Source organism: Neobacillus piezotolerans, from assembly GCF_003362805.1.
GTDB lineage: Bacteria > Bacillota > Bacilli > Bacillales > Cytobacillaceae > Bacillus_D > Bacillus_D piezotolerans.
The window spans coordinates 514,781-540,787 of sequence record NZ_QNQT01000002.1 but is presented as its reverse complement, the minus strand read 5'-3'; the positions used below and the strand labels follow the sequence as shown (position 1 = coordinate 540,787).

Sequence of the window (26,007 nt, the reverse complement as noted above, 5' to 3'; positions counted from 1 at the left end):
GCATAATGTAGTTTTGCCCGGTTCCCGGACAGATTATGCATCCTAGTACTGCCTCTTGGGCAGCCTATAAGTCGATACACGGCTGTTGGATTGCTCCACATACCGCTCGGCATTGCCTTATCGCAAATGTTGCGACTTAGGTTTCACCGATAAAGCCAGATTTTCACTTGCATATTGCTATGCAAGGCGACTAATTGCTAATCGAACCCACGTCCAAAGATATCGGCACTTAGGCTTCTACGAGTGTAGTCGACATATTCGCGATTCGCTGAGCCATCTGCCTGTCGACAGGCGTTTGGTCAGCTAGCCTGGTTGTTCTCTTCCTTCATCCTCAGACGGTGGAATCCGGCGTAGCCCACTTAGAGTGAGTCCCTTACCCTACCACATGGGCAATGGAGGGAGGAACCGCTATGCAGTATTAAGCTGCGAAAGCGAGGTTGTTGTTAGTTTTGCCAGTTATTGGCGTTGACGTTTTAACGAGGCCGATCCCCTCGACTCGCAACCTAAGCTCGAACTACCCCTGTCGAATCCGTAGCGTCCCCATTGTAGTATGAGCGGCAATTGTTTCATTGCCGGACGTCGGAAAAGCCCAGAGAATGAGCTTAGATTATGCGCCGCAGTAACCCTGCGACAGTTATTATTATATCACAAACAGCCATTTTTTCAATAGGAAGGACTTGGCTTCCCTGTCGCATCTTACATTTTCTGCCGTTCACGGAATGCCCTTTCGATATCGCGCTTTGCTTCCTTCTGCTTTAGGTCCTCGCGTTTGTCGTACTTCTTCTTCCCCTTCGCCAGGCCGATGAGCACTTTCGCGTAGCCGTTTTTTAGATACATCTTCAGCGGAACGAGCGCGAAGCCTGCTTCCTTCGTTTCGCCGAGCAGCTTCATGATTTCCCGTTTGTGCAAGAGAAGCTTCCGTGTCCTGAGCGGGTCATGGTTATAGCGATTCCCTTGTTCATACGGGGATATGTGGACGCTGTACAGGAACATCTCGCCATTGTGGATCCTTGCGTAAGAATCCTTCAATTGCACCTTGCCGGCGCGGATCGACTTGATTTCGGTTCCCTGCAGCACGATTCCGGCTTCATATGTCTCTTCTATAAAATAGTCATGGTACGCTTTTTTATTTTGCGCGACTGTTTTTCCTACACCTTTAGGCATGCTGACTCCCCCTAACGTTCCTTAATTGTAGCAAAATTTCTCTATTCCCACAATGAATGCCCGGGAATGAAAGAGAGCCTCAAGGAGGCCCTCCATCTTTGCGGAAACACGTTATGGCTTATTGCCGGAGCACTATGACATCGGCGCTCTACCTCTTTTTGTTTTTCCGTTTTACGCTTTTGTTTTTCGGGACATTTTCGTAGAATTTGCGTTTCTTTTTCTTTTTGGCCTTATCATCATCACCCGAAGCACCAGGCTCTGTTCGTCCGATGCTTTTGGCTACGGAACCGCGGCCGCTGTCGGATTTAGAGCCGCCGCGGCGATTGCCGTCCTTGCCCTTGGTTGGTTTCTTTTCACCAGTGTTCGTCCTGAAAATGCGGCCTTCCCCGCTCCGCTCGCGCCTTGTCCCTTTCATGCCGACAATCTCAAAATCAATCGACCGTTCGTCCTTGTTGACATTAATGACGCGGACTGTGATCTCATCGCCAATCCGGAACACATTGCCGGTCCGCTCGCCAATCATCGCAAAATGGCGCTCGTCATAGCGGTAATAGTCATCTGTCATGTAGCTGACATGGACAAGTCCCTCAATTGTGTTTGGCAGCTCGACAAACATACCGAAATTTGTAACCGAGGAAATGATGCCGTCGTATTCCTCGCCGATTTTGTCCTCCATATACTCCGCTTTTTTAAGCTCGTCGGTTTCCCGCTCGGCATCTACTGCCCTGCGCTCCATCTTGGACGTATGCTCGGCAATCTCCGGCAGCCTCGCATTCCATTTTTCACGGGTCGCTTCATCCAGCTTTCCTTTTATGAGGTATGTCCGGATCAGCCGGTGGACAATCAAGTCCGGATAACGGCGGATCGGGGATGTGAAATGCGTGTAGAATTCAGTTGAAAGTCCGAAGTGTCCAAGGCTTTCGGGATAATATTTCGCCTGCTGCATGGAACGCAGCATCACGGTTGAAACGACCATTTCCTCCGGCTTGCCCTGCACTTCTTCGATGATTTCCTGTAAGGCGCGCGGGTGCACCTGATTGGCCGTCCCCCTGACAAAATAGCCGAAGTTCGTGATGAATTCAAAGAAGCGGCGCAGCTTGTCTTCCTTCGGGTCCTCGTGAATCCGGTAGATGAACGGTACATCCATCCAGTGAAAATGCTCAGCGATCGTTTCGTTGGCTGCCAGCATGAACTCCTCGATCAGACGCTCGGCGACAGAGCGCTCGCGTAGAACGACATCAATCGGTTTGCCGTCCTCTTCAACAAGCACTTTTGATTCCTTAAAGTCGAAATCGATCGCACCGCGGTCCATTCTTTTTTTACGCAAAATAGACGCAAGTTCTTCCATTTGCTCGAACATCGGAACGAGCGCTTCATAGCGGCCTCGCGTTTCCTCATCCTTGTCGACAAGGATCTTGTTCACGTCGCTGTACGTCATCCGTTCCGTTGTCTTGATGACACTTTGGAAGATTTCATGGCTTACAACATGCCCGCTCGAATCAATTTCCATGTCGCACGAAAGCGTCAGGCGGTTCACCTTCGGATTAAGGGAACAGATGCCGTTCGATAAACGGTGCGGAATCATTGGAATGACCCGATCAACGAGATACACACTCGTCCCGCGCTCTTCCGCTTCCCTGTCAATCGGCGAGCCCTCGGTCACATAATAGCTGACGTCGGCGATATGGACGCCGAGCTTGTAATTGCCGTTATCGAGCTTTGTAACGGTGACGGCATCATCAAGGTCCTTCGCATCGGCGCCATCAATGGTCACGATGACCTGGTCGCGCAAATCGCGGCGGTCCGTTAGATCACTTTCGCTGATTTCATCCGGCACCGCGTTAGCCTGTTCAAGCACTTCCTCGGGAAACGCAATCGGGAGCCCATGCTTGTATATGACTGAGAGAATATCAACACCCGGGTCATTTTTATGGCCGAGGATTTGGATAACCTCTCCTTCCGCGCTTGTCCTGCCTTCCGGATAGCTGACGATTTTCACGACAACTTTGTGGCCTTCGACTGCGCCCCCGTTAGCGGCCTTTGGAATAAAGATGTCGCCGGCAAACTTTTTTTCGTCAGGGATGACGAAGCCGAAGCTCTTGCTCTCGACATATGTACCAACCATCTGGGTAATCCCGCGCTCAAGAATGCGGACAATTGTCCCTTCCTTTCGCTCGCCTGAGGTTTCCGATGATACCCTCACCAGGACTGTATCGCCGTGCATCGCATTGTTCGTTTCATTTGGCGGGATGAAAATATCATCCATGCCAGGCTCTTCCGGCATGACAAACGCGAAGCCCTTTGCATGGCCGGCAACCTTGCCGCGAATCAAATTCATTTTTTGCGGAAGGCCGTAGCGGTTCGAACGTGTCCGTACGACAAGCCCCTTTTCCTCCATCTGGACGAGGGCCTTGACGAATTCCTTGAAATCGGCCGAATCCTCTATCCCGAACGCTTCCTCAAGCTCCTGGACAGTCAGCGGCTTGTAGGCTTCATCCCTCATATATTGCAAAAGCTTGTCTATATGTGCTTGAATATTATCTTCCAAGCTAATCCCTCCCTTACAGGGTGTTTCTTATTATTCTTTCCAATCCAGGCCTTCTAGAAACGCATAAACATCCTCATGGAGCTGTTCTTTCTCTTTATCGAGGGTGATGACGTGCCCAGATTCCTCGTACCACTTGATTTTCTTGTCAATCGACTCTGCTTCGCTGTAGATAATATTGGCGCTGTTTGGGTTAATCATCCCGTCATGGCGCGCCTGGACGACGAACAGCGGAGCGTAAATGAGGTCGACATGGTTCCGGACATCCGTGATCAGTTCCTGAAGCGCTTTTAGCGTAGTCATTGGTGTTTTCTTGAATTCTTCCATTTCCTCGTTGACCTCTTCAGGCGTTTTCCCTTCATGCTCCTTGTATTCGCGGGCATAGTGAAGAACCCCTTCATACATGGTTTCCTCGCTTCGGAAATCCATCGGGGCGCACATCGGAATAATACCCTTTACAGGCACAGTGTAACCCAGTTTCAGCGAGAATACTCCGCCAAGCGACAGGCCGGCAACAGCGATTTCATCATAGCCATTTTCTTTTAAAAATTGATATCCGTCCATTACGTCCTGCCACCAATCCTCGGGTCCGGTTTTCAAAAGTTCTTCCGGCGGCACCCCATGGCCTTTGTAATGCGGCGCATGGCTTGTATATCCTTTTTTCTCTAGGAAGCGCCCCAGCATGCGCACATCGGCGGAGTTCCCGGTGAACCCGTGCAGCAGAAGCACCGCGCGCGGCCCGGCTTCAAATGTAAACGGCTTTGGTGGTTGTACTTTCATTTCTGTTATCTCCTTCATGTATACATCTTCCTTTAGTTTTAACAAAGGCAGGACGCACATTCCAGAAATAAGCCTTTACAGCATAGCGGAGGTTTTTTCAGAATTTTTAGATAAAGGCGAATCCCGAAAAATTTGGGGCGAATTATTAAAAAATTAGGGCGATTAAGCCCAAAGATAAGGCGAATTATTTTTTACCAGTAAGGAAGCGGATCAGATAAGTTCCTTTTTAAGAGAAATTACAAACCTTTTCTATGTATCTCAGCAAAAAATCCCTGTCTTCCGGGAAGGAAAAGTCCAATGCGGCCAAATCCTCTTTTGTTTTCCAGGCAATATCGTAAATAAGGTTATCTGGATCCTGAATTTTTCGGCTGCCGCCCATGATTTTTAAAATAAAATAACGCACTTCCACCGAAAATCCTTCATATGTTCCTGTTTTCACCTTTACTTCATCAAGGACCTCTACTAAAAAACCTGTTTCTTCCTCGAACTCACGCCTGCAGCATTCCCGATAGGTTTCCCCTTTCTCAACGCCTCCAGAGGGGACCGCCCATTTTTTCGTTTCCTCCGGTTTTCCCTGCAATACCATCAAAATACGGCTTTCTTCATTAATGCATATACCCGCCGCGCCTGCCCACTTTACCATCCGATCGCTCCTTTTATTTCAATCCCACATACTATTCGAGGGCTGAAGCGGTTCTTCCTTTTTTCAAACAAAAATAAAACCCGGCACGCGGCCGGGCTCAATTTTCTTGATTAAAGTTTTAAGTACGTTACGGCAATTGTCAGGATAAAGAACAATACCGAGAGGACAACCGTGATCCGGTGAAGGATAAGGTCGATGCCGCGAGCTTTCTGCTTCCCAAAAAGCTGCTCCGCCCCGCCGGAAATCGCGCCGGAAAGACCCGCGCTACGGCCAGATTGTAATAATACAACGACAATAAGTCCAATCGATACGATTACCAATAATGTTACGAACAATGCATGCATGAAGGCCACCTCCTGTTAGACGTTCACTCACAGTATTCTTAATTTAACATATAATCCCGTTTTTCACAATAGCGGGATTCTTGGAGATTTTGACAGTAGCTTGAGAGTGGCCTCAGCCTTTGTCCCACCAAATAGGGGTACGCGTGGCAGCCGAATCAAGACCTCAACGCATTACCGAAGCGGCCATCCTTACGTACGTATGCCGCTTCCCGCGGACGACAATTGAATAAGCCATGATATTTTCCGGCAGCGCGATTCCATTCGCGCCCGCATCACCGATATGGTAAAGGTCCGCACCAGCCATTTTGCTGTTAAGGGCAATTTGCCTGATTGTCGCTTCGTCGGCTCCCTCCTGACTTGTCCCGGTCGTAAGTATGGCAAGGGCGTCCTTTTCGTGGACAAGGTCGACGAGGCGGGCTGTTTTTTCTGTTGTAAACCCTGGAACGGTTCCCGGTGACGGGATAAGGATAATATCGGCACCCGCCTCAATAAATCCATTCAACGTTTCTTCCCCCATCAAGGTGCTGCCAGTCTCCCCTGCGACTCCGGCACCATGCATTTTTCCGGCAATAATCAAGCCTTCCGGGCCAAAGGCATCGCGAGCGATGGCAATCGCTTTTGTAATTTCGGCATTTGAGACGCCTGTTTTCGGATTTCCCGTCAGGCATACAAAATCAAAACCTAGCTCCTTTGCCCGGCGAAGGGAACGATCAGTGGCGATACGGCCTTCCGGAAGCTCGGTTAGCGCCTCAAGCTTTTCCGCTGAAAGGTCGACCGGTTCAAGATTCAATCCGACAGGCCTGCCAACAAGCTGTTTAAGCCTGTGAACAATGTCATCCGGTTCAGTTGCCGCCATCCCTTGCATTTCAGGATTGAAAACATCAAAGAAGTTCAGCAGGACCAGGTCCGCGCCAAAGGCCGACACCATTTCGGCATTCGTGACAGCCGGATATAGCGGGGTGAACGACCCGATGACCTCTGCTAAAATCGTCCTCCCTTCCGAGGCGAGGATCGACTTTTTTATATCTTGCCCGGTCATTTTCGCAAAATCGGACGCAGTGCAATCAAGAATACGTTTCAATACGGCTACCTCCCAAGGGAATTTTTTTGGAGGTGCTTCCAAATTGGCCGGAAATCACCTCCAGTTAAAAATCTAGTTCAAAACTGTCTTCATAAAATCCGATGACGACACTTACAAATGAAAATCCATCTCCAAACTGTCTTCATAAACCTGATGAAAACAGTTTCTAATAGAAATCCCTTCCAAACTGTCTTCTTAAACAGTGTCCTTTTCTTAAAACGCCAACCAGGCTAATTTTTCCACAGGGAACGAAAAAAATACCTGGCGGCACGGGGCCGCCAAGCGTATTCGCAAATTTCTATAGCTTCTTCATTTCGTTGGACAGGAACTCAACGTCGGTTCCGACGACAACCTGGATATCCTGTTTGCTGAGCTTGATGACCCCTTTGGATCCAAGCTGCTTAAGGCGGTTTTCATCGACGTTGTCAGTGTCCTTCACCCGGAGGCGAAGGCGGGTGACGCAGTTGTCGATGCTTACGAGGTTATCCTTCCCGCCAAGGGCATCGACATATTGGACGGCGGCAGTATGGTAGTCTCCCTTAATCGCGGAGTCCTCGTCAAACTCGCCTTCGACATCATCTTCACGGCCCGGAGTTTTCAGGTCGAGTTTCTTGATAAGGAAATAGAATACGACGAAGTAAATCGCCGCGTATACTAAGCCGACCAGCGCGAGAAGGAGCGGCTTTGTAGCGATCCCGTAATTCAGGAAGTAGTCAATCGCACCCGCGGAGAATCCAAATCCATGCCGTATTCCCATCAGATAGGTGACTGCGAGCGCAATCCCTGTCAAGAGTGCATGGACAAAGTAAAGAACCGGGGACAGGAACATGAATAAGAATTCGATTGGTTCGGTAATCCCTGTCAGGAACGATGTGAACGCAAGCCCTATCATTACCCCGGCTACTGCTTTGCGCCTTTCTTTTTTGGCTGCCGCCACCATTGCCGCGGCTGCCGCTGGAAGGCCAAACATCATGACCGGGAAGAAGCCTGTCATAAAGATTCCTGCATTTGGATCTTTCGCGAAGAAACGTGTCAGGTCACCCTTGACGACTTCGCCGGCTGCATTCGTAAATTCACCGAATTCAAACCATACGAGCGTGTTCAGGACATGGTGCAGGCCAAGTGGGATGAGCAAACGGTTCAGGAAGCCGAATACCCCGACCCCCAGAGCCCCCGCTCCAACGATCCAGTTACCGACAGAGTTGATTACATGCTGGATTGGCGGCCATACATATCCAAAGACCGCGGCAAGGATGAGCATCGTTAGTGCTGTAATAATCGGAACGAAGCGCCGTCCGCCAAAGAAACCTAGCCAATCCGGCAGTTTGATATCATGGTATTTATTGTACAATAGCCCGGCAATGACCCCGGCGAGGATTCCCCCGAGGACCGCCATGTTGATTTCGTCGTTGATCGCTTTGGTTGCGTTTGTCAAAATGAAGTAGCCAATGGCTCCGGCAAGCCCTGCGGCTCCGTTGCCATCCTTTGCGATTCCGACAGCGACACCGATTGCAAACAGAAGTGCTAGGTTAGAGAAAATTGCGTTACCAGCAGAAGAAATAAATTCAATATCCAATAAGTCCGGCTGGCCCAATCGTAGCAATAGGGCGGCTGCTGGCAATACGGCAATCGGGAGCATGAGCGCCCTTCCTATCCGTACCAAAAAACCTAACATCATTCCACACCTCTTCCTTTTCAATTTTGTGAAGCGTTTTCAAACAGGCAGATAGCCTGCCTACCTTTATATTAAACACTATATTTGTATACGTAAAATAATATGTGTCGAAAAATTGTGACAAATACAGCGACCGCAGGATCTAACGCCAACTCGGTGACCAAATGGACTCTTTGGAAGGATCGTCATTATATAAAAAAACTCCTCCATATGTGATGCTGCACATTGGAGGAGTCTACTTCTTCATTGGTATTTTCAGTTCTAATGAAACCTAGAATACGTACCTAGGTTCATTTATTACTTCTTAAGGTTGTAGAAGCTTTTTAGGCCAAGGTATTGGGCTGTTTCGCCAAGCTGGTCTTCGATACGGAGCAGCTGGTTGTATTTTGCAACGCGGTCTGTACGGGATGGCGCACCGGTTTTGATTTGGCCTGCGTTTGTTGCGACGGCGATGTCGGCGATTGTCGCATCTTCCGTTTCACCGGAACGGTGGGAGATGACGGCAGTGTAGCCCGCGCGTTTCGCCATTTCAATCGCATCGAACGTTTCTGTCAATGTACCGATTTGGTTCACTTTGATCAGGATGGAGTTGCCGACACCCTGCTCGATTCCCTGCGCCAATTTCTTTGTGTTTGTTACGAACAAGTCATCACCGACAAGCTGTACTTTTCCGCCAAGGCGTTCGGTCAATAGCTTGTGGCCTTCCCAGTCGTTTTCATCCAGGCCATCTTCAATTGAAATGATTGGGTATTTGGAAGCCATTTCTGCATACCAGTCGACCATTTCAGCGGATGTTTTCACAACGCCTTCACCGGCTAAATGATATTTTCCGTCTTCCTTGTTGTAGAACTCTGAAGATGCCGCATCCATAGCGAGCATTACTTCTTCGCCTGGCTTGTAGCCGGCTTTTTCAATCGCGGAAACGATTGTCTGGAGCGCTTCTTCGTTGGAACCTAGGTTAGGAGCAAAACCGCCTTCATCCCCTACCGCTGTGTTCAGGCCTTTTTCTTTTAAAACAGATTTCAGGCTGTGGAAAATTTCCGCGCCCATGCGAAGCGCTTCACGGAAGTTCGGAGCGCCGACAGGCATGATCATGAATTCCTGGATATCGACGTTGTTATCAGCGTGCTCGCCGCCGTTAACGATATTCATCATTGGAACTGGGAGCTGCTTGGAGTTGAAGCCGCCAAGGTACTGGTACAAAGGAATATCAAGGTAGTCAGCTGCTGCGTGGGCTACCGCCATCGATACGCCAAGGATGGCATTGGCGCCTAGTTTCCCTTTGTTTTCTGTGCCGTCAAGCTCAATCAGGGCCTGGTCGACGCCGACCTGGTCAAGGACGCTAAATTCACCAATCAATTCAGGCGCGATGATGTCGTTCACGTTTTCTACAGCCTTCAGGACGCCTTTGCCTAGGTAGCGTCCCTTGTCGCCGTCACGAAGCTCGACTGCTTCGTATTCACCTGTGGAAGCCCCACTTGGTACAAGGGCGCGTCCGAAGGCGCCGGATTCAGTGAAAACTTCTACCTCGATTGTTGGGTTGCCGCGGGAGTCAAGTACTTCGCGTGCGTAAACATCAGTAATAAATGGCATGCTTTTCTCTCCTTGTAAATGTATTTGTAATTGGCCGGCAGTAATGCGGCTAGTGATTCTCAGTAACACCTACGTCAGTTTTTCAAAAGCGACTTGCCTGTCATTTCCTTCGGCTGTTCGACATTGAGCAGGTCCAGGACAGTTGGGGCCAAGTCACCAAGGATTCCGTCTTCCCTTAGTTCAGCATCCGGTTTTGTAATGATGACGGGAACCGGGTTTGTTGTGTGCGCGGTCATCGGGTTGCCCTCTATTGTCACAACCTCGTCCGCATTTCCGTGGTCAGCCGTAATAATGGCGGTGCCGCCTTTTTCTAAAAGAAGGTCGACAATTTTGCCAAGGCATTCATCAACCGTTTCTACTGCCTTGATTGTCGGTTCAAGCATTCCTGAGTGGCCGACCATATCCGGATTCGCGAAATTGAGAATGATGCAATCGAAATTTTCATCCCCGATTTCTTGTAAAAGAGCGTCCGTCACTTCATATGCACTCATTTCCGGTTGAAGGTCATAGGTTGCCACCTTCGGGGAGTTGATCAGGATCCTTTCCTCGCCCGGAAACTTGTCTTCCCTGCCGCCGCTCATAAAGAAAGTGACGTGCGGGTATTTTTCGGTTTCCGCAATCCGCAGCTGTTTCAGGCCATTTTGCGAAAGTACCTCGCCAAGTGTATTGTCAAGATTGGTTGGCTTGAATGCGACATATCCGTCAACGCTTTCGCTGAAATGGGTCAGGCAGACAAAATACAAATGATGTGGATGCCCTGGACCCCGGTCAAACGCCCTAAAATCTTCATTCGTAAATGTGTTCGAAATCTGGATGGCCCGGTCAGGACGGAAGTTATAGAAAATAATCGCGTCATTGTCCTGGATTTTTCCTACCGGCTGGCCATCTTCGTCGGTCAGGACGGAAGGTAGGACGAATTCATCGAAAATCCCGTGCTGGTACGAATCCTCTATTACCTGCATCGGCTCGGAATACGACGGACCTTCGCCATAGACCATAGACCTGTAAGACTTTTCAACCCTGTCCCAGCGTTTGTCGCGGTCCATGGAGTAATAACGTCCCGAAATGGTCGCAAACTGGCCAACGCCATACTCCTTGATTTTCTCGAGTGTTTCCTGGATATAGGTCCCGGCCGTCTGTGGGCCGACATCCCGTCCATCCAGGAAGGCATGGATATAGACTTTCTTCAATCCTTCTTCGGCAGCAAGCTTTAATAACGAAAACATATGATTGATATGGCTATGAACCCCGCCATCTGACAAAAGCCCGAATAGATGAAGGGCGGTCCCATTCTTTTTCGCATGCTCTATGGCGCCCAGGAAGGTTTCATTCTTTTGGAATTCCCCTTCGCGGATGGCGATATTCACCCTGGTCAGGCTTTGGTACACAATCCGTCCGGCGCCGATATTCAAATGGCCGACTTCGGAGTTGCCCATCTGCCCTTCAGGTAAGCCAACCGCCTCGCCGGATGCCCGAAGCTGTGCATGCGGGTATTCGTTCCAGTACCGTTCAAAGTTTGGTTTTTTAGCCTGTGCCACCGCGTTTCCTGAACGTTCACCCCGCAGGCCGAAGCCGTCTAGGATGATTAATGCCACGGGAGATTTCTTCATTATTTACCAGCCTCCAAGAGCTGAAGGAACGATTGCGGTTCAAGGCTCGCGCCGCCAACGAGCGCGCCGTCGATGTCTGGCTGGGCCATGTACTCCCCAATGTTTTCCGGCTTGACGCTGCCGCCGTATTGAATCCGGACCGCGTTAGCTGCTTCCTGTGAAAACTTTTCCGCAACAACATTCCGGATATGGGCGCACACTTCGTTCGCATCTTCAGCTGTCGATGATTTTCCAGTGCCGATTGCCCAAATCGGTTCGTAAGCTATAACAGTTTTCTTTACCTGCTCTTCCGTAAGGCCTTCAAGGGCCTTCTCGATTTGGCCGCCAACCAGGCCGTTTGTTTCACCTTTTTCACGCTGCTCAAGTGTTTCGCCACAGCACACAATCGGCACAAGCCCATGTTTGAATGCGGCCAACGTCTTCTTGTTGACCATCTCATCCGTTTCATTGAACATTTCGCGGCGCTCGGAGTGGCCGAGGATGACATAGGCTACGCCAAGGTCGGCCAACGCAGCCGGGCTGATTTCGCCGGTAAACGCGCCCTTTTCTTCGAAGTGCATGTTTTGCGCCCCGATTTTAATAGGGGAGCCGTCCGTTTCGGCAACCAAGGCTGGCAAGAATAGTGCCGGGGCACAAATGGCCGATTCGATTTCCCCGCTGTTCGGCACGAGGCCTTTCACTTCTTCCACAAAGCTTTTTGCTTCCGATAACGTCTTGTGCATTTTCCAGTTTCCCGCAATGATCGGTTTCCGCATTCCGGCACGTCCTTTCTTTCTAGGTCTATTCCTTATCGTTCAGCGCGGATACGCCTGGAAGGTCTTTGCCTTCCATAAATTCAAGGGAAGCGCCGCCCCCTGTTGAAATATGGCTCATTTTATCCGCCAGGGCGAACTTTTCAACTGCCGCGGCAGAATCACCGCCGCCGATGACCGAATATGTAGATTCGGATTCAGCAAGTGCCGCGGCAACTGCTTTTGTCCCGTTTGCAAATTTATCAAATTCGAAGACACCCATCGGGCCATTCCAGATGACAAGCCTTGAACCTTGGATGACATCCCTGTAAAGGTCCGCGGTTTTTGGGCCGATATCGAGCGCTTCCCAGTCAGCAGGGATTTCGTCGATGCCCACGACTTTGGAATTGGCTTCCGGAGAAAAGTCATCCGCGATGACAGCATCGACTGGCATATGGAAGGATACGCCCTTTTCCTTCGCCTTTTCCATGAACGAATTAGCCAAATCGATTTTATCCTCTTCAAGCAGGGATTTGCCGATTTCATGGCCCTTTGCTTTTACAAAAGTATAAGCAAGTCCCCCGCCAATGATCAAGTGGTCGACTTTTTCAAGCAGGTTTTCGATTACGCCGATTTTATCCTTAACCTTCGCGCCGCCGATGATGGCAGTAAATGGCCGTTCCGGGTTGGAAAGGGCTTTGCCAAGCACTTCAAGTTCCTTTTCCATCAAAAATCCCGCCACGGCTGGAAGGTGATGTGCAATCCCTTCTGTCGATGCGTGAGCCCTGTGGGCCGCGCCAAACGCGTCGTTCACATAAACATCGGCAAGCGCCGCAAATTCCTTGGCGAGTTCAGGATCGTTCTTTTCCTCACAGGGATAGAAACGGACGTTTTCCAAAAGAAGCACATCGCCATTTTCCATGCCGCCAATTTGTTCCTTTACGGCATCTCCGTACGCCTCTTCGGCTTTAAGGACAGGTTTGCCCAGCAAATCGGCGAGGCGATCCCCAACGGGAGCGAGGCGCATTTCCTCGACAACCTTGCCTTTCGGACGTCCAAAATGGCTTGCAAGGATGACCTTGGCGCCTTGATCGATTAAATACTGGATCGTTGGCATCGCCGCGCGTATCCTCGTTTCGTCTGTGATTTTACCGTCCTGCATCGGGACGTTGAAATCAACACGGCAGAAAACGCGTTTTCCTTTTACATCTACATCCTTCAACGTCTTCTTGTTCATGGAATCCCTCCTGGAACATCGAATTTTTCCAACTGTAGCCTGTATTATTTTTCCCTTAAAAAAAGGAGGGGGAATCCTCCCCGCTCCCCACTAAAAGCCAATTTCATTATAGATGTTTTTTAAAAAGTTAGCCAATTTTACAAGTGATATGGATTATACGCCTTTTTCAGCGATGTATTCGCATAGGTCAACCACTCGGTTCGAGTAAGCGAACTCGTTGTCATACCAGGAAAGGACTTTCACCATATTGCCTTCAAGGACCATTGTGGACAGGCCATCAACAATCGATGATTCCGTGCTGCCGTTGTAGTCTGAAGAGACAAGCGGAAGTTCAGTGAACTTGAGTATTCCCTTCAGTGGGCCTTCAGCCGCTTCTTTCAACGCCTGGTTCACTTCGTCAGCTGTCACGTTTTTCTCTAGCTCAGCTACAAGGTCAACAACCGATACGTTAGGAGTTGGAACACGCATCGCCATTCCGTTTAGCTTGCCTTTCAGTTCAGGGAGGACAAGGGCAACGGCTTTCGCTGCGCCAGTTGTTGTAGGAATGATGTTTTCAGCAGCTGCGCGCGCGGCGATAGTCTTTATGCGGCAAATCAAGGATTTGCTGATCATTTGTATAGGAGTGGACAGTCGTCATCATTCCGCGCTTGATGCCGAAGCTGTCGTTAAGTACTTTTGCAAAAGGAGCAAGGCAGTTTGTTGTACAAGATGCATTAGAGATAACATGGTGGTTCGCTGCATCGTACTTGTCCTGGTTAACACCCATTACGATTGTGATATCTTCATCGGAAGCCGGGGCAGAAATGATAACTTTCTTGGCACCTGCTTCAAGGTGTTTCGCGGCGTCGGCACGTTTTGTAAAGCGGCCTGTTGATTCAACAACCACTTCAACGCCAAGGTCTCCCCATCCAAGCTGGGCAGGATCGCGCTCAGCGAGTACTTTAACAGTTTTTCCGCCAACCACAAGATTGGAACCGTCAACAGTCACATCTTCGGAAAGAGTTCCGTGGACAGTATCATATTTCAAAAGGTGCGCTAGCATGTTTGCATCCGTAAGGTCGTTAACCGCAACGATTTCAATGTTCGGATTGTTAAGGGCGGCGCGGAATACATTGCGTCCAATACGTCCAAAACCGTTAATACCAACTTTTAGTGCCATGATTAGTTCCTCCTTTGATTCGGTGAAGCTTAATTTTTATATCAAAGGGTAAATACCCTTTTAATAACATGTGCGTTGTTTAGTTCGAGTTGCCTTTTAACATTAATTTGGCTGCCCCTTCATCCGTTATGAGAATTGTTTGGGGAGGAGCCTTTTTTAAATAGGACTGGATGGCTTTGGCTTTCGAGCTTCCACCCGCCACGGCAATGACATTCGGAATGCCCGCCAGATCGCCGAGCTGCAAGCCGATGGTCATTACTTTATGGACAATGTCGCCCTGTTCATTGAAATAATAGCCGAACGCTTCCGCAACAGCCTCATTTAGGATGATTTTTTTCATGTCGGATTCTGGCGTGTTCCGCCGGTTAGCCATTGTAATAGCATCCCCTATTCCGTGAAGCACCATTCCAGCCGACTTGATCAGTGAAAGCACCTCATGGACTCCAGGTTCCTTTATGAAGGTTTCGTAAATATCCATGCTCACCTGCTCGGGAACATAAAAGACGCGATGGCGCGATTTCGTGTTTGCCGCCATGATGGAGCAAATCGTATTCGCCTGGTTCTGGACGTCTTCACCAATTCCGCCGCGGGCCGGGACGAACATTAAATCTTCCTTCGCGAGGCCTGGGCCGAGTTCTTCGGCAACAGCCGCCATTGTTGAACCACCGGTGACAGCGATGATATTTTTTCCATCAATCAGCTTTTTCATGCTGCCCGCGGTCGCCCGCCCTAATTCCTTTTTGGCAAGGGGCGACTGATCGCTGTCCCCCTGGACGATGATGACGTTCCGGATTCCCAGGAGACGCTTCAGGTCCATTTCCATTACATCTATACCCGTTAGCTCCCGCATTATGCCATCAAGGCCTTCGAGAAGGTTTTTACCTTCTTCGGAAAGGGTCAGGCCCATAGGGTGGGATAGAATAAGATTTTGTTCCTTAAGGAAATCGGTCTCGGTGCGGATGATCCTTTCCGTGTAGCCCAAGTTTGCCGCCAGTGTCCTTCTGCCGACCGGCTGCAGAAAATTGATTGTCCGGAGAATGGTATACCTTTCCTGCATAACAGCCAAAAGGTCCGGCAATAATCTTTTTTGGATAGTTAAAATCGAGTGCATGGAACGCAGCTCCTTCTTGCAAATTGTCGAGACTTGGCCGATTCTTCGGCAAGTTACTGGGACGTTTTTTGTCCCACTATGACAAATTTTGTCCCACCTATCGCAAAAAAAATCACCCTGTTCGCATTTATTGTAACAGGAGTGATTTTCACATTCAACTAATATGATTGGATTGTTTTTCTTTTATAAATGAATATAAATACTGCTTATCGATGATTCCGTAGCCCGCTTCGATTCCATCCACAAGGATGACCGGGATCATAAGCCCGTATTCCTCAGTTAATTTGTCGCTGGACGCAATATCAATTTCCTCTAGTTCAAACGAAATAGCCTCGCGGATTTCAAGCAGATCCGCCTTAGCCTTGTCGCAAAGCGGGCAGCGGCTCCTCGTATAGAAGGTAACTTTCGATTTCAAATTCAATCATCCTTTTTTAAAAGCGTTTCCTTTTTGAAGATGAACCAATGCCCAGCTGTTCACGGTACTTCGCCACGGTCCTCCTCGATATGACAAGGCCTTCATTTTCCTTTAGCATCTCGGCGATATCCTGGTCAGAAACAGGCTGCCGCTTATCCTCATGCCCGATAATGGCAGCGATTAATTTTTTCACCTGTGCGGAGGATGCGCTGCTTTCCGAAACTGTACCAATGCCGGACGAGAAGAACGACTTCAATTCAAAGGTGCCAAATGGCGTGCCGAGGTATTTTTCACGAACAGCCCTGCTGACAGTCGATTCATGTATATCGAGGGATTCAGCAATCTCCTTCATCGTAAGGGGTATAAGCTCCCTTTTCGCTGCCGAAAAAAAGAACGGCTGTTTTTCAATTATTTTCCCAGCTACTTTTAAAAGTGTTTCGTTCCTCTGCCTTATGCTTTTTGTGAGCCATTGATAATCCTGGTATTTATCCTGAAGGAATTTAATCGCCTGTATGTCCCCGCTGTTCGTAAGTGAATTGTACATTTCATCATTAAAACCGATCGATGGAAGGTTCCCCTCGACGAGATGGACGCTCCATTGCCCGTTGATGCAATCCGCCACTACGTCGGGAACAAGGTAAGCAGCCCTTTCCTGGTGGAAAGCAGCCCCTGGCCTCGGGTTTAATTTTTGCAAAAGGTCATAAATCTCCTGTACTTCCTGAAGGCTTATCCTCAAGTCCTTCGCAAGCTTCTTCCACTTTTTCTCGGCAAATTCAGGAAAGTAGCCCTCTACGATTACACGGGCCAAAGGAACTTTTTCCCCAATCCTGTCGAGCTGGAGCAGCAGGCATTCCTGCAGGTTCCTGGCGCCGATGCCAGGCGGGTCGAGCTGCTGGATTTCATGCAGGCATTCTTCCGCATGGGCTGGGGTTACTTTCAAATTGAGAGCGATTTCATTTATATCTCCGCGAAAATACCCATTTTCATCTATATTTAATATCACCTGGCGAATAAGTCTGTGTTCGTCTTTATGGAAACGCGCTGGATTAAGCTGTGAAAGGAGATGTTCCTCAAGCGTCGTTCCCGTTTCCGATGCAATTCCGTTAATATCGTTTTCTTTGTCCCTTGGCACTGATTTTTTTCTTGAACGGTCTTTCGGTTGCCCGGAAGGCACGATTTCAAGCAGGGGATTATCAAGCGCCCTGGCTTCGAGAAAGCTTGAGAGCTCCTGGGCGTTATATTGGAGCAGGGCAATCGCCTGGGACAATTCCTGCGTCATTGACAATCTTGTCTGCTGCTGTTGTAAAAGTCCAATCCTCATGTTCATCCGCTTTCCCTCCGACTTCTATTTTACATGAAAATCGGTTGTTTGGGTGATAGGGAGAAAAACTTGGCAGCTTTTTTTGGGAAAGGAGTTGTTTTTTGATTTTCTAGTCTAGGTTTTGGGCGACCACCAGGTCAGGATGCCAAGGACAATTTTACAAAAAAAAATCAACGGTCCGTTTTAGGTACCGTTGATTTTTGAAAAGTAGCGCCCTCGTCAGGACTCGAACCCGAATTTCAAGAACCGGAATCTTGCGTGCTATCCGTTGCACCACGAGGGCATGTTTTTTGCATCACATTTTCATATTATAGTGGAAACCAATCCTCTTTGCAAGCACAGATTATGTTTAAAATGGAGAACGTTGGGTAAGATGGATGACATGGAAAAAAATTTCGAATAAAGTCTTGTCTATATGAGCGATTCGTTTGACCTTTATTGACCATCATTGTATGATACTTACATAAGGAATCTTTAAAATGTTTCATAAGGAGGCACTCTAATGAATTTGATCCCTACAGTCATTGAACAAACAAATCGGGGCGAGCGAGCATACGATATATATTCCCGCCTTTTAAAAGACCGGATTATTATGCTAGGAAGCGGGATTGACGATCATGTTGCCAACTCGATTGTTGCCCAGCTTTTGTTCCTGGAAGCGGAAAACCCTGAAAAGGACATCTCCATCTACATCAACTCCCCAGGCGGAAGCATTACTGCGGGGATGGCCATTTATGATACGATGCAGTTCATCAAGCCGGATGTCCAGACCATCTGCATCGGCATGGCGGCTTCAATGGGAGCATTCCTTCTTGCAGCGGGAACGAAAGGCAAACGTTACGCCCTTCCAAACGCGGAAGTAATGATTCACCAGCCGCTTGGAGGCGCGCAAGGACAGGCAACCGAAATTGAAATTGCCGCCAAGCGCATCCTGTTCCTTCGCGAGAAGCTGAATGGCATTCTTTCCGAGCGTACTGGCCAGCCGCTTGAAGTAATCGCAAGGGATACAGACCGCGACAACTTCATGACTGCTGAGCGCGCGAAAGAATACGGCCTCGTCGACCATATCATCACTCGTAATATCGTTGAAGAGAAAAAAGATAAGCAATAATCATTGTCAAGTCAGCCCGTTTCCATTTGGAAGCGGGCTGTTTTGGTTTGGTGCGGTTCTCTTTTCCCCGCTTAAAGAATTAGACGTTTTAAATCCTCTCTATTGCACACTATGTCCATAAACCCTAAAACTCCGAAAAAAAAGGACCCGTTCACCTCTGAACGAATCCGCTTTCAAAAAATTCAATCTTCTTTTGCAACGTACTCAGCCAGGGCTTGGACGGCTGCGTTTTCATCGGGGCCGTCGGCGGCTATGGTGATAACCGAGCCGGAGCCCACCGCCAGGCTCATAAGCCCCATGATGCTTTTCGCGTTCACTTTCTTGCCGTCTTTCAGCAAAAAGACATCAGCTGAAAAGCGGTTTGCCTCCTGTACGAACTGGGCAGCCGGCCGCGCCTGGAGGCCCGTTTTCAATTTTACTTCTACTTCTTTTTCTACCATAACATTCTTCCTCCTCTATTTCTCTTTTACGGCAGCTGCCTGTTGGTATTCCACCCATTGTAGCTTAAATGTGAAACTACTTTTCGCACGAGGCGCTGCTATTTCGGTGCCTGTTCAGCGGCCCTAAGTTTCTCGGCGATTTCATCAATTTTGCGGAGGCGATGATTGATTCCCGATTTGCTGATGGCCCCACCGGAAACCATTTCACCAAGCTCCTTTAGCGTCACATCCTGGTAGGCCACTCTTAATTCCGCTATTTCCCGAAGCCTTCCAGGCAAAATCTGCAGTCCGACCGTCCTGTCAATGTACCGGATATTCTCCACCTGCCTGAGGGATGCGCCGATTGTTTTGTTCAAATTGGCGGTCTCGCAGTTCACTAGCCGGTTCACCGAATTCCTCATATCCCTGACAATCCTGACATCTTCAAAACGGAGCAGGGCATTGTGGGCCCCAATAACATTAAGGAATTCAGTGATTTTCTCCGCTTCCTTCAAATAGGTAATAAAACCTTTCTTCCGTTCAAGCGTTTTGCTGTTCAGTCCGAATGTATTCATCAATTCGCAAAGGGAATCGCTGTGCTCTTTATACAGAGATGCAATTTCAAGATGGTAAGACGAAGTTTCCGGATTGTTGACAGAGCCTCCCGCCAAAAATGCCCCACGCAGGTAAGCACGCCTGCAGCATTTCTTTGTGATTAATTCCGGAGATATATTGTGGATAATTGTAAAGCCTTCGCCAAGAATCTTCAAATCCTCAAGGATTTCCTTCGTATCCTGGGCAAGGCGCACAATATAAACATTATTTTTCTTAAGGCGCATTTTCTTCCTGACAAGCAGCTCGACCTGGATGGGATAACTCTTTTTGATCAGTGTATAAATCCGCCTGGCAATCGCGGCATTTTCTGTTTGGATATCCACCGACAGTTTCCTGTTTGAAAAGGAAAGCGAGCCGTTCATCCGGATCAGGGCGGAAAGCTCGGCCCTGCAGCAGCATGGCTTTCCCTCTATAGCCGTCAATTCCTTTTTTGTTTCTGATGCAAAAGACAATTCCTCACCTCCAGAGCGGGCACTACATTCTTCATATATACGTCCATCCGCCGGATTGGTTTCACTTTAAGGGTTTTTAAAACCGGCGGAGTTTAAAAAATCGGCTAATTTCTGCCCCGTGCAGCCAAATGAATTCAGGCTATCAAAGGCACTCACAGCCAATGGGAATCGCGCGGTTTGTTCAACCCGAGAATACTCAGCTCTTCCCGCGCTTTTTTGTTTCCTCAACGAGCATCGAATAAAGAATCGCCGATACCTTCTTCGTATCGTGGCGGAGGGCGGTGCCATCCTGGACGGCAATCTCCTCATGGACGACCTCGATACCCAACTCTTCAAGCCGTTCCGTGTCATATTTGACAGGATGGGCCAATTCTTCTTTATAACGGAGCTGGATATGTTCGTCAATTTCCTCATTGTTGACGAGGATTGTATCAATGAACGGGCAATCCATATGCTTGTAGATCGCCTTTACATGGTCGCTTGCCGTGTATCCGAACGTTTCCCCCGCCTGCGTCATCAGGTTGCAAATATATACTTTCCTTGCTTTCGAACGGCAAACTTCTGCCCCAAGTTTTTTTACTAGGAGGTTCGGAAGGATGCTCGTATAAAGGCTTCCCGGCCCGATGATGATCATGTCGGCCTGCCGGATGGCCTGAAGCGTTTCAGGAAGCGGCTTGACGTCTGCAGGGGTCAGATAAACCCTTTTTATTTTTTTGCCCGAATAAGGAATTTTCGATTCTCCGGACACAACGGTTCCATCCTCCATTTCGGCATGAAGGATGACGCTGCGCGTTGCGGCAGGCAAGACTTTTCCCCTGACATTCAGAACCTTGCTCATTTCCTGGATTGCATGGGTGAAATTCCCTGTAATTGAAGCCATCGCGGCGAGAATCAAGTTCCCGAGCGAGTGGCCGGATAGCTCGTTTGAAGTGGCGAATCGATGCTGGAACATTTCCTCCACCAAGGGTTCGACGTCTGACAGCGCAGCAAGCACATTCCGCACATCTCCGGGTGGTGGTATGTTCAAATCTTCACGCAGCCGGCCGGAACTGCCGCCATCATCCGCGACGGTCACAATGGCTGTTATATCGACGGGATATCGCTTCAATCCCCTGAGCAGAACCGGAAGGCCGGTTCCGCCCCCTATGATTACGACTCTTGGTTGCGCGCCTGTCATGTCGTGATATCCTTTCGCTTAGCTATATCCCTATGGGAAATGACAGTTCTATATTCATTTTCAAAATAATGACCGATGTATTCCGCGAGGGTGACCGAACGGTGCTGGCCTCCCGTACAGCCAATGGCGATGACAAGCTGCGACTTCCCTTCCCTTTTGTAATGGGGAAGCATAAAACTTAGCAGATCAGTAACTTTCGTAAGGAACTTCTGTGTTTCGCTCCATTTCAACACGTACTCGGATACCTCGGATTCAAGTCCGGTTTTCGGGCGCATATGCTCGATATAATGGGGATTTGGAAGGAACCTTACATCAAAGACAAGATCCGCGTCAATCGGAAGTCCATGTTTGAAGCCGAAGGACACAACGTTGACGGTGAAAATCGTTTCTCTGTCTTCTGAAAATTCGTTTAGAATCTTTTCGCGTAGCTCTCTTGGCTTCATACCGCTTGTGTTGTAGATAACCTGGGCCCTGCCCTTCAAATCCTCGAGCAGCTCGCGCTCAAGGCTGATGCCTTCGAGCGGAAGCCCGGAACTTGCCAATGGGTGCGACCGGCGTGTTTCTTTGTATCTTCTGACAAGCGCCGCGTCATCGGCGTTAAGGAAGAGGATTTTCGGAGTCACCCAGTCTGTCTCGGCAAGCTCGTCAAGCGCTTTAAATAAATGGTCAAAAAACTCCCTGCCCCGCAAATCCATGACAAGGGCGACCTTGTTCATCTTGCTCCCTGATTCCTTCATCAATTCCAGGAATTTGGGCAAGAGGGTTGGCGGAAGATTATCGACGCAAAAAAAGCCAAGGTCCTCGAAACTTTGGATGGCGACTGTTTTGCCGGCGCCCGACATGCCTGTAATGATGACCATTTGTGTATCATGTACCGAACCGGTGCTCATTTGTGTTTCCCCCTTTTCAGCCTGGATCAAGCCGGTAGCCGATCAAATCGAACTCCGGCGTATATGTGAACGTTCCATAAATGATATCGTTGCCATGAATCATGTATTCAAAGATATGGTAATCCCCTGGGGCCATCGGAAGGCTAGAAATTTTGTCGGCGCAATGCCACTGGAGAATCCCTTCTTCTGAAAAATCATTCAGCTTCCCCGCAAATTCGGTCGCAAAAAAGGTGAACATCATCCACTCATTCACGGTTTTACCGTTTTCCTGGATGATAATCGTAAAAACGCCTTTCAGCTTCGGATGTTTCAGGTATATGCCTGTTTCCTCCCTGTATTCACGAATGCACGCATCACGGACGGATTCACCGGGCTCCATTTTTCCGCCTGGAGCGGACCACCAGCCCCGGCGCGGTTTTTGCAGAAGAAGTATTTCATTTTCTTTGAACAATACGCAATTGGCGACCCTTTGCACAGCTTCCACCTCAATTATGGCAAAGCGGGAATTTAAACGAATATTCACGCCTGATTCTATACATTATACTATTTTTAAAATTCCCCCACAATGAAGGGAAAATAAGTTTTCATATCAGGGGGTATGGAAAAAACAACAAAAAAAGGGCACGGACAGCAGCCCGTGCTAAAGGGTATATAAAAAGGGGGTCAATTTCTAGTTTTATGATACCCTACCATTATTTCACTTTTGTTACAGTTAAATTAAAATGACATTAATTTTTGAAGACAAGCTTTCCCATCCTTCGACAGGCACGCCTTGCCAAAAAAGGTTAGGCTTGCTTTTCCTTCAAGGATTCCTTCAACTCTTCAACAAAATGCTGCGCAGATTGGGCCGCGATGCTGCCGTCGCCTGTCGCGGTGACAATTTGGCGGAGCGTTTTTTCACGGATGTCACCCGCGGCGAAGATGCCCGGAACCCGTGTTTCCATGCGCTCATTCGTGTCGATGTAGCCATTCGCGTTCGTGATGCCGAGGTTTTCAAACGGTTTAGAGAGCGGCACCATGCCGATGTAGATGAAGACGCCATCCGCCGGGAATTCCGTTTCCTTGCCGTCAACCGTCGATACAAGCGTAACGCCGCCAACCTTGCCATCCTTGGCATTGATTTCCTTAATTGTATGGTTCCAGATGAAATCGATTTTGTCATTTGCAAACGCACGGTCCTGAAGAATTTTCTGCGCGCGCAGTTCATCACGGCGGTGTACGATCGTCACCTTTGAAGCGAACCTTGTCAAATACACGCCTTCTTCAACCGCGGAGTCCCCACCGCCGACTACGACAAGCTCCCTTTCCTTGAAAAACGCGCCATCGCAAACAGCGCAGTAGGATACACCGCGCCCGCCAAGCTCTTTTTCTCCGGGCACGCCGATTTTCTTGTATTCGGCGCCAGCGGAGATGATGACGGAATAAGCCTTGTATTCCTTTGCTCCGGCAACTACAGTCTTGTAATCGCCGTTGTCGATGACTTCCTTTATATCGCCATATGCATATTCAGCGCCGAATTTTTTCGCATGTTCGAACATCTTTGTCGACAGCTCCGGCCCTAAAATATGTTCAAAACCAGGATAGTTTTCAACTTCTTCCGTATTTGCCATTTGCCCGCCGGGAATTCCGCGCTCTATCATCAGCGTGGACAAATTGGCCCTTGATGTGTATACCGCGGCTGTCATTCCGGCAGGCCCAGCGCCAGCGATGATGACATCATAAATTTTTTCTTCCGACATGCCTGTCACTCCTTATACCGAACGATAGTTACAATCCATGAATAGTGTTTCCTTTTCATACCTATCCTATTAAACAACAGGCTCCCAGTCCAACCATCTGCTCATCCGGCTTGGATTGCGGGGAATTTCGGGATTTCCCCTTCCCCTGTCTTCCAAACCATGTGAAGGCTAGGCTGGCCGTAGATGATTGTTTTGCCCTATCGCATGCAGCCCATAATCAGTTTGGCATATTTCCTGATTGTTCCGGAGGAAACGCCGTATTGGTCGACAAGCTGATCCATAGGCACTTTATCGTTTCGCAATTTATGCCAAACATGCGCGGTCGCGGCCGCCCAGCCGGCTGTGTTTTTGAGGCTGTGCCCCTGCTTTTCGGCTTCCTCGAACACTGAGAACCACATGAGGAACAGGCCCGCTTCAAGAGCGCCAATCGGCCGGTACCACTGGTAAAGCAGTTCCGCTGTGTCATGTGCATCAGCGGCCGGCGAACGCTTGCCTTCCTTGAGATAGGTAAGATAAGCCCGTTCATGATCGCCAAGCTTTTCATTTCCAAAAAACTCGCTGGATTGGAAAAGCTCCTGGCTGTTTCTTGAAACGGATGCAAGGAAAATCGCAAACAGCCTTTCCTCGGTATGATCGCTGCACAGCTTTTCAACAATCGCGCGGGATTGGGTTTCAATCCCACCCGGGGCGGAGGCGTCATTCCATGGCTCGCCGCCTTCCTTGTCAGGTGAAATCGCAATGACCTTTTTCCAAAGGGATTGGGCAAGCTTTTCCCTTCCCGTATAGTATGCCGCATACGAGTACCAGTAGTAGAATGGGCCATCGCCCTCATATCCGCGCCTATGCAGCTTCCTCAGGCATTCATACGCAAGACTGTACTCACCTGATAAAGCGAAGGTCGCACCTAGCTTGAACTGGTGCTCGGTCATAATTGGCTTGATTTTTTTCAGTATTCCTATCAATCTTTCAGTCTCTTTTGTATCCCTGCGGTAATTGGCGAATACAAGCAAATTGCAAAGCGCATGCAGGTTCCCGGGATTGCGCTCAAGAACATCATAGAGCACCTCATGGGCCTGTTCCGTTTCACCAAGGTAAAAATGGGCCAAAGCCAGATTGTTGTATGCCGACCAGTACTCCGGATATTCCTCGACAATGGACGTGAGCATTTCTATCGCTTTTGGAAAATAACCCGACTCAAGCAGATTGCGCGCTTCCTCCTGCCGCGACATCAGGTCATCCTCCTCAAATAGTTCGTCATCATCATCGACGCCCTCCATCATGAGCAGCTCTAGGAGATCCTCGGCGTCATCGGCAAATTCCCCATCCTCTTCAAGCTCAAGGTAGAGCCTTGAATGGTGGGTGGCATCTTTAAAGAAACCCAAATGGGCGTAATTATTCGCTAAAAAATAATGGCATTCGGTCATTTCCGGATCAAGTTCATCCAGAATAAGGTGGAGCAGCCTGTTCGAGTTTTCATACCCGCCAATTTCAGTCCACACCAAAGCAAGCTGGCAGGCAATCATTGGTTCACCCGGCTCCAGCTGGAATGCCCGCTGTAAATATCGTTTCGCTTTTTCGAAATCCCGGCGGTGATAGGCCTTCAGCCCTTTTGTAAAATAATACTCACCTGTCGGAAAAAAGGAGAGAAGCTTCCCCTTGCCTTTAATTGCTTTTGAATCTTTCCCCATGGAGTCCTCCACTAATGTAATAACTAATGTAGTATATCACAAATTCGGCCGGGCGGGTGCAAACTCAGAAACTTCTAAAAACAGGGAGATTTACAAATTAAGAATTTGATTTTTTTTTAAAGAAGGTTGGAAGGTTCCGGGGAACGAACTGAGTTTGTGGATAAACGTGGCATTGATTTAACTACAAGTAAAAAATTGAAATTCAGGATAGAACAAGGAAATTTCAATATAAAATATGAAAACCTCAGGATAAAATTTCAAAACCTCACAATAAAACTTAAAATCTCAGTGAATCGCTAGCTGTCAACTAGCAGATTGCTAGCATCTGAAGTCTGATAAAAAGTGGGCGCTAGCATAGGACGGGGCACTCCCCTTTCTTATTAAGGGGGTGAATAACATTCACTTCAAAGCGGCCGCTTATAGGACGTGAGTCCAGGCCGCATGCAAAAAGGCCGTTCCGGAAGCTGCGCTTGGCAGTTTCCGGAACGGCCTGAGCCGAACAGGGTT

Annotated in this window: 22 protein-coding genes, 1 tRNA gene, 1 other RNA gene and 1 pseudogene; 1 reads left to right on the top strand and 24 read right to left on the bottom strand. The window is 48.8% G+C overall.

Annotated features, from left to right (window positions below):
• Positions 1-198 precede the first annotated feature (198 nt).
• The 17 genes and pseudogenes from ssrA to DRW41_RS07540 all read right to left on the bottom strand — a co-directional run bounded on the left by ssrA (position 199) and on the right by DRW41_RS07540 (position 17,692).
• Positions 199-534: a transfer-messenger RNA gene (gene ssrA, locus DRW41_RS07620) on the bottom strand.
• A 162-nt stretch (positions 535-696) separates the two neighbouring features.
• Positions 697-1,164 carry an SsrA-binding protein SmpB gene (gene smpB / locus DRW41_RS07615; protein WP_115451369.1) on the bottom strand — a complete coding sequence of 156 codons (468 nt, stop codon included), beginning with the start codon at positions 1,162-1,164 and terminating at the stop codon, positions 697-699.
• A 148-nt stretch (positions 1,165-1,312) separates the two neighbouring features.
• Entirely contained in the window at positions 1,313-3,712 is a 2,400-nt protein-coding gene (rnr, locus tag DRW41_RS07610; protein ID WP_115451368.1) for a ribonuclease R, read from the bottom strand.
• 30 nt (positions 3,713-3,742) lie between these two features.
• On the bottom strand, positions 3,743-4,489 hold the full coding sequence (locus tag DRW41_RS07605) for an alpha/beta hydrolase (protein ID WP_115451638.1): 747 nt from the start codon (positions 4,487-4,489) through the stop codon (positions 3,743-3,745).
• A 226-nt stretch (positions 4,490-4,715) separates the two neighbouring features.
• Positions 4,716-5,132 (bottom strand): NUDIX hydrolase, encoded by a 417-nt coding sequence (locus DRW41_RS07600; RefSeq protein ID WP_115451367.1) that lies wholly within the window; start codon positions 5,130-5,132, stop codon positions 4,716-4,718.
• A 110-nt stretch (positions 5,133-5,242) separates the two neighbouring features.
• Positions 5,243-5,476 (bottom strand): preprotein translocase subunit SecG, encoded by a 234-nt coding sequence (secG, locus tag DRW41_RS07595; RefSeq protein WP_115451366.1) that lies wholly within the window; start codon positions 5,474-5,476, stop codon positions 5,243-5,245.
• 163 nt (positions 5,477-5,639) lie between these two features.
• Positions 5,640-6,557, bottom strand: coding sequence for a DUF7916 family protein (locus tag DRW41_RS07590; RefSeq protein ID WP_115451637.1), 918 nt, complete (start codon positions 6,555-6,557; stop codon positions 5,640-5,642).
• A gap of 298 nt (positions 6,558-6,855) precedes the next feature.
• Entirely contained in the window at positions 6,856-8,232 is a 1,377-nt protein-coding gene (nagE, locus tag DRW41_RS07585; RefSeq protein ID WP_115451636.1) for an N-acetylglucosamine-specific PTS transporter subunit IIBC, read from the bottom strand.
• A gap of 297 nt (positions 8,233-8,529) precedes the next feature.
• On the bottom strand, positions 8,530-9,825 hold the full coding sequence (eno, locus tag DRW41_RS07580; RefSeq protein WP_115451365.1) for a phosphopyruvate hydratase: 1,296 nt from the start codon (positions 9,823-9,825) through the stop codon (positions 8,530-8,532).
• A 74-nt stretch (positions 9,826-9,899) separates the two neighbouring features.
• Entirely contained in the window at positions 9,900-11,435 is a 1,536-nt protein-coding gene (gene gpmI, locus DRW41_RS07575; protein ID WP_115451364.1) for a 2,3-bisphosphoglycerate-independent phosphoglycerate mutase, read from the bottom strand.
• Positions 11,435-12,190 carry a triose-phosphate isomerase gene (gene tpiA, locus DRW41_RS07570; RefSeq protein ID WP_115451363.1) on the bottom strand — a complete coding sequence of 252 codons (756 nt, stop codon included), beginning with the start codon at positions 12,188-12,190 and terminating at the stop codon, positions 11,435-11,437. Before tpiA ends, gpmI begins: the two co-directional genes overlap by 1 nt.
• A gap of 25 nt (positions 12,191-12,215) precedes the next feature.
• Positions 12,216-13,403 carry a phosphoglycerate kinase gene (locus DRW41_RS07565; protein WP_115451362.1) on the bottom strand — a complete coding sequence of 396 codons (1,188 nt, stop codon included), beginning with the start codon at positions 13,401-13,403 and terminating at the stop codon, positions 12,216-12,218.
• A 153-nt stretch (positions 13,404-13,556) separates the two neighbouring features.
• Positions 13,557-14,562 (bottom strand): annotated as a pseudogene (gene gap, locus DRW41_RS07560) (type I glyceraldehyde-3-phosphate dehydrogenase).
• Positions 14,563-14,641: 79 nt separating this feature from the next.
• Positions 14,642-15,673 (bottom strand): sugar-binding transcriptional regulator, encoded by a 1,032-nt coding sequence (locus DRW41_RS07555; RefSeq protein ID WP_115451361.1) that lies wholly within the window; start codon positions 15,671-15,673, stop codon positions 14,642-14,644.
• 154 nt (positions 15,674-15,827) lie between these two features.
• The gene (locus DRW41_RS07550) at positions 15,828-16,088 is read right to left on the bottom strand and encodes a glutaredoxin family protein (protein WP_115451360.1); all 261 of its coding nucleotides are present in this window, start codon (positions 16,086-16,088) and stop codon (positions 15,828-15,830) included.
• Positions 16,089-16,104: 16 nt separating this feature from the next.
• Positions 16,105-17,415, bottom strand: coding sequence for an RNA polymerase factor sigma-54 (gene rpoN / locus DRW41_RS07545; RefSeq protein ID WP_115451359.1), 1,311 nt, complete (start codon positions 17,413-17,415; stop codon positions 16,105-16,107).
• Between the two features lie 205 nt (positions 17,416-17,620).
• Positions 17,621-17,692 (bottom strand) — tRNA-Arg (locus DRW41_RS07540).
• Between the two features lie 219 nt (positions 17,693-17,911).
• Here DRW41_RS07540 and clpP point away from each other — a divergent pair.
• Positions 17,912-18,520 carry an ATP-dependent Clp endopeptidase proteolytic subunit ClpP gene (clpP, locus tag DRW41_RS07535; RefSeq protein WP_115451358.1) on the top strand — a complete coding sequence of 203 codons (609 nt, stop codon included), beginning with the start codon at positions 17,912-17,914 and terminating at the stop codon, positions 18,518-18,520.
• Positions 18,521-18,702: 182 nt separating this feature from the next.
• Here the strand turns inward: clpP and DRW41_RS07530 are convergent, their stop codons facing one another.
• The 7 genes from DRW41_RS07530 to DRW41_RS07500 all read right to left on the bottom strand — a co-directional run bounded on the left by DRW41_RS07530 (position 18,703) and on the right by DRW41_RS07500 (position 25,500).
• A complete protein-coding gene (locus DRW41_RS07530) occupies positions 18,703-18,960 on the bottom strand; it encodes an HPr family phosphocarrier protein (protein WP_115451357.1) in 258 nt (85 codons plus the stop codon).
• A gap of 98 nt (positions 18,961-19,058) precedes the next feature.
• Positions 19,059-20,006, bottom strand: a complete 948-nt coding sequence (gene whiA, locus DRW41_RS07525) for a DNA-binding protein WhiA (protein ID WP_115451356.1) — start codon at positions 20,004-20,006, stop codon at positions 19,059-19,061.
• A gap of 196 nt (positions 20,007-20,202) precedes the next feature.
• The gene (mgfK, locus tag DRW41_RS07520; protein WP_115451355.1) at positions 20,203-21,183 is read right to left on the bottom strand and encodes a gluconeogenesis morphogenetic factor MgfK; all 981 of its coding nucleotides are present in this window, start codon (positions 21,181-21,183) and stop codon (positions 20,203-20,205) included.
• Complete coding sequence (gene rapZ, locus DRW41_RS07515) at positions 21,180-22,073, bottom strand: RNase adapter RapZ (RefSeq protein ID WP_115451354.1); 894 nt, start codon at positions 22,071-22,073, stop codon at positions 21,180-21,182. Before rapZ ends, mgfK begins: the two co-directional genes overlap by 4 nt.
• Positions 22,074-22,089: 16 nt before the next feature.
• A complete protein-coding gene (locus tag DRW41_RS07510) occupies positions 22,090-22,548 on the bottom strand; it encodes an NUDIX hydrolase (protein WP_115451635.1) in 459 nt (152 codons plus the stop codon).
• Between the two features lie 310 nt (positions 22,549-22,858).
• Entirely contained in the window at positions 22,859-23,812 is a 954-nt protein-coding gene (gene trxB, locus DRW41_RS07505) for a thioredoxin-disulfide reductase (protein WP_115451353.1), read from the bottom strand.
• A 197-nt stretch (positions 23,813-24,009) separates the two neighbouring features.
• Entirely contained in the window at positions 24,010-25,500 is a 1,491-nt protein-coding gene (locus DRW41_RS07500) for a tetratricopeptide repeat protein (protein ID WP_115451352.1), read from the bottom strand.
• Between the last annotated feature and the right edge of the window lie 507 nt (positions 25,501-26,007).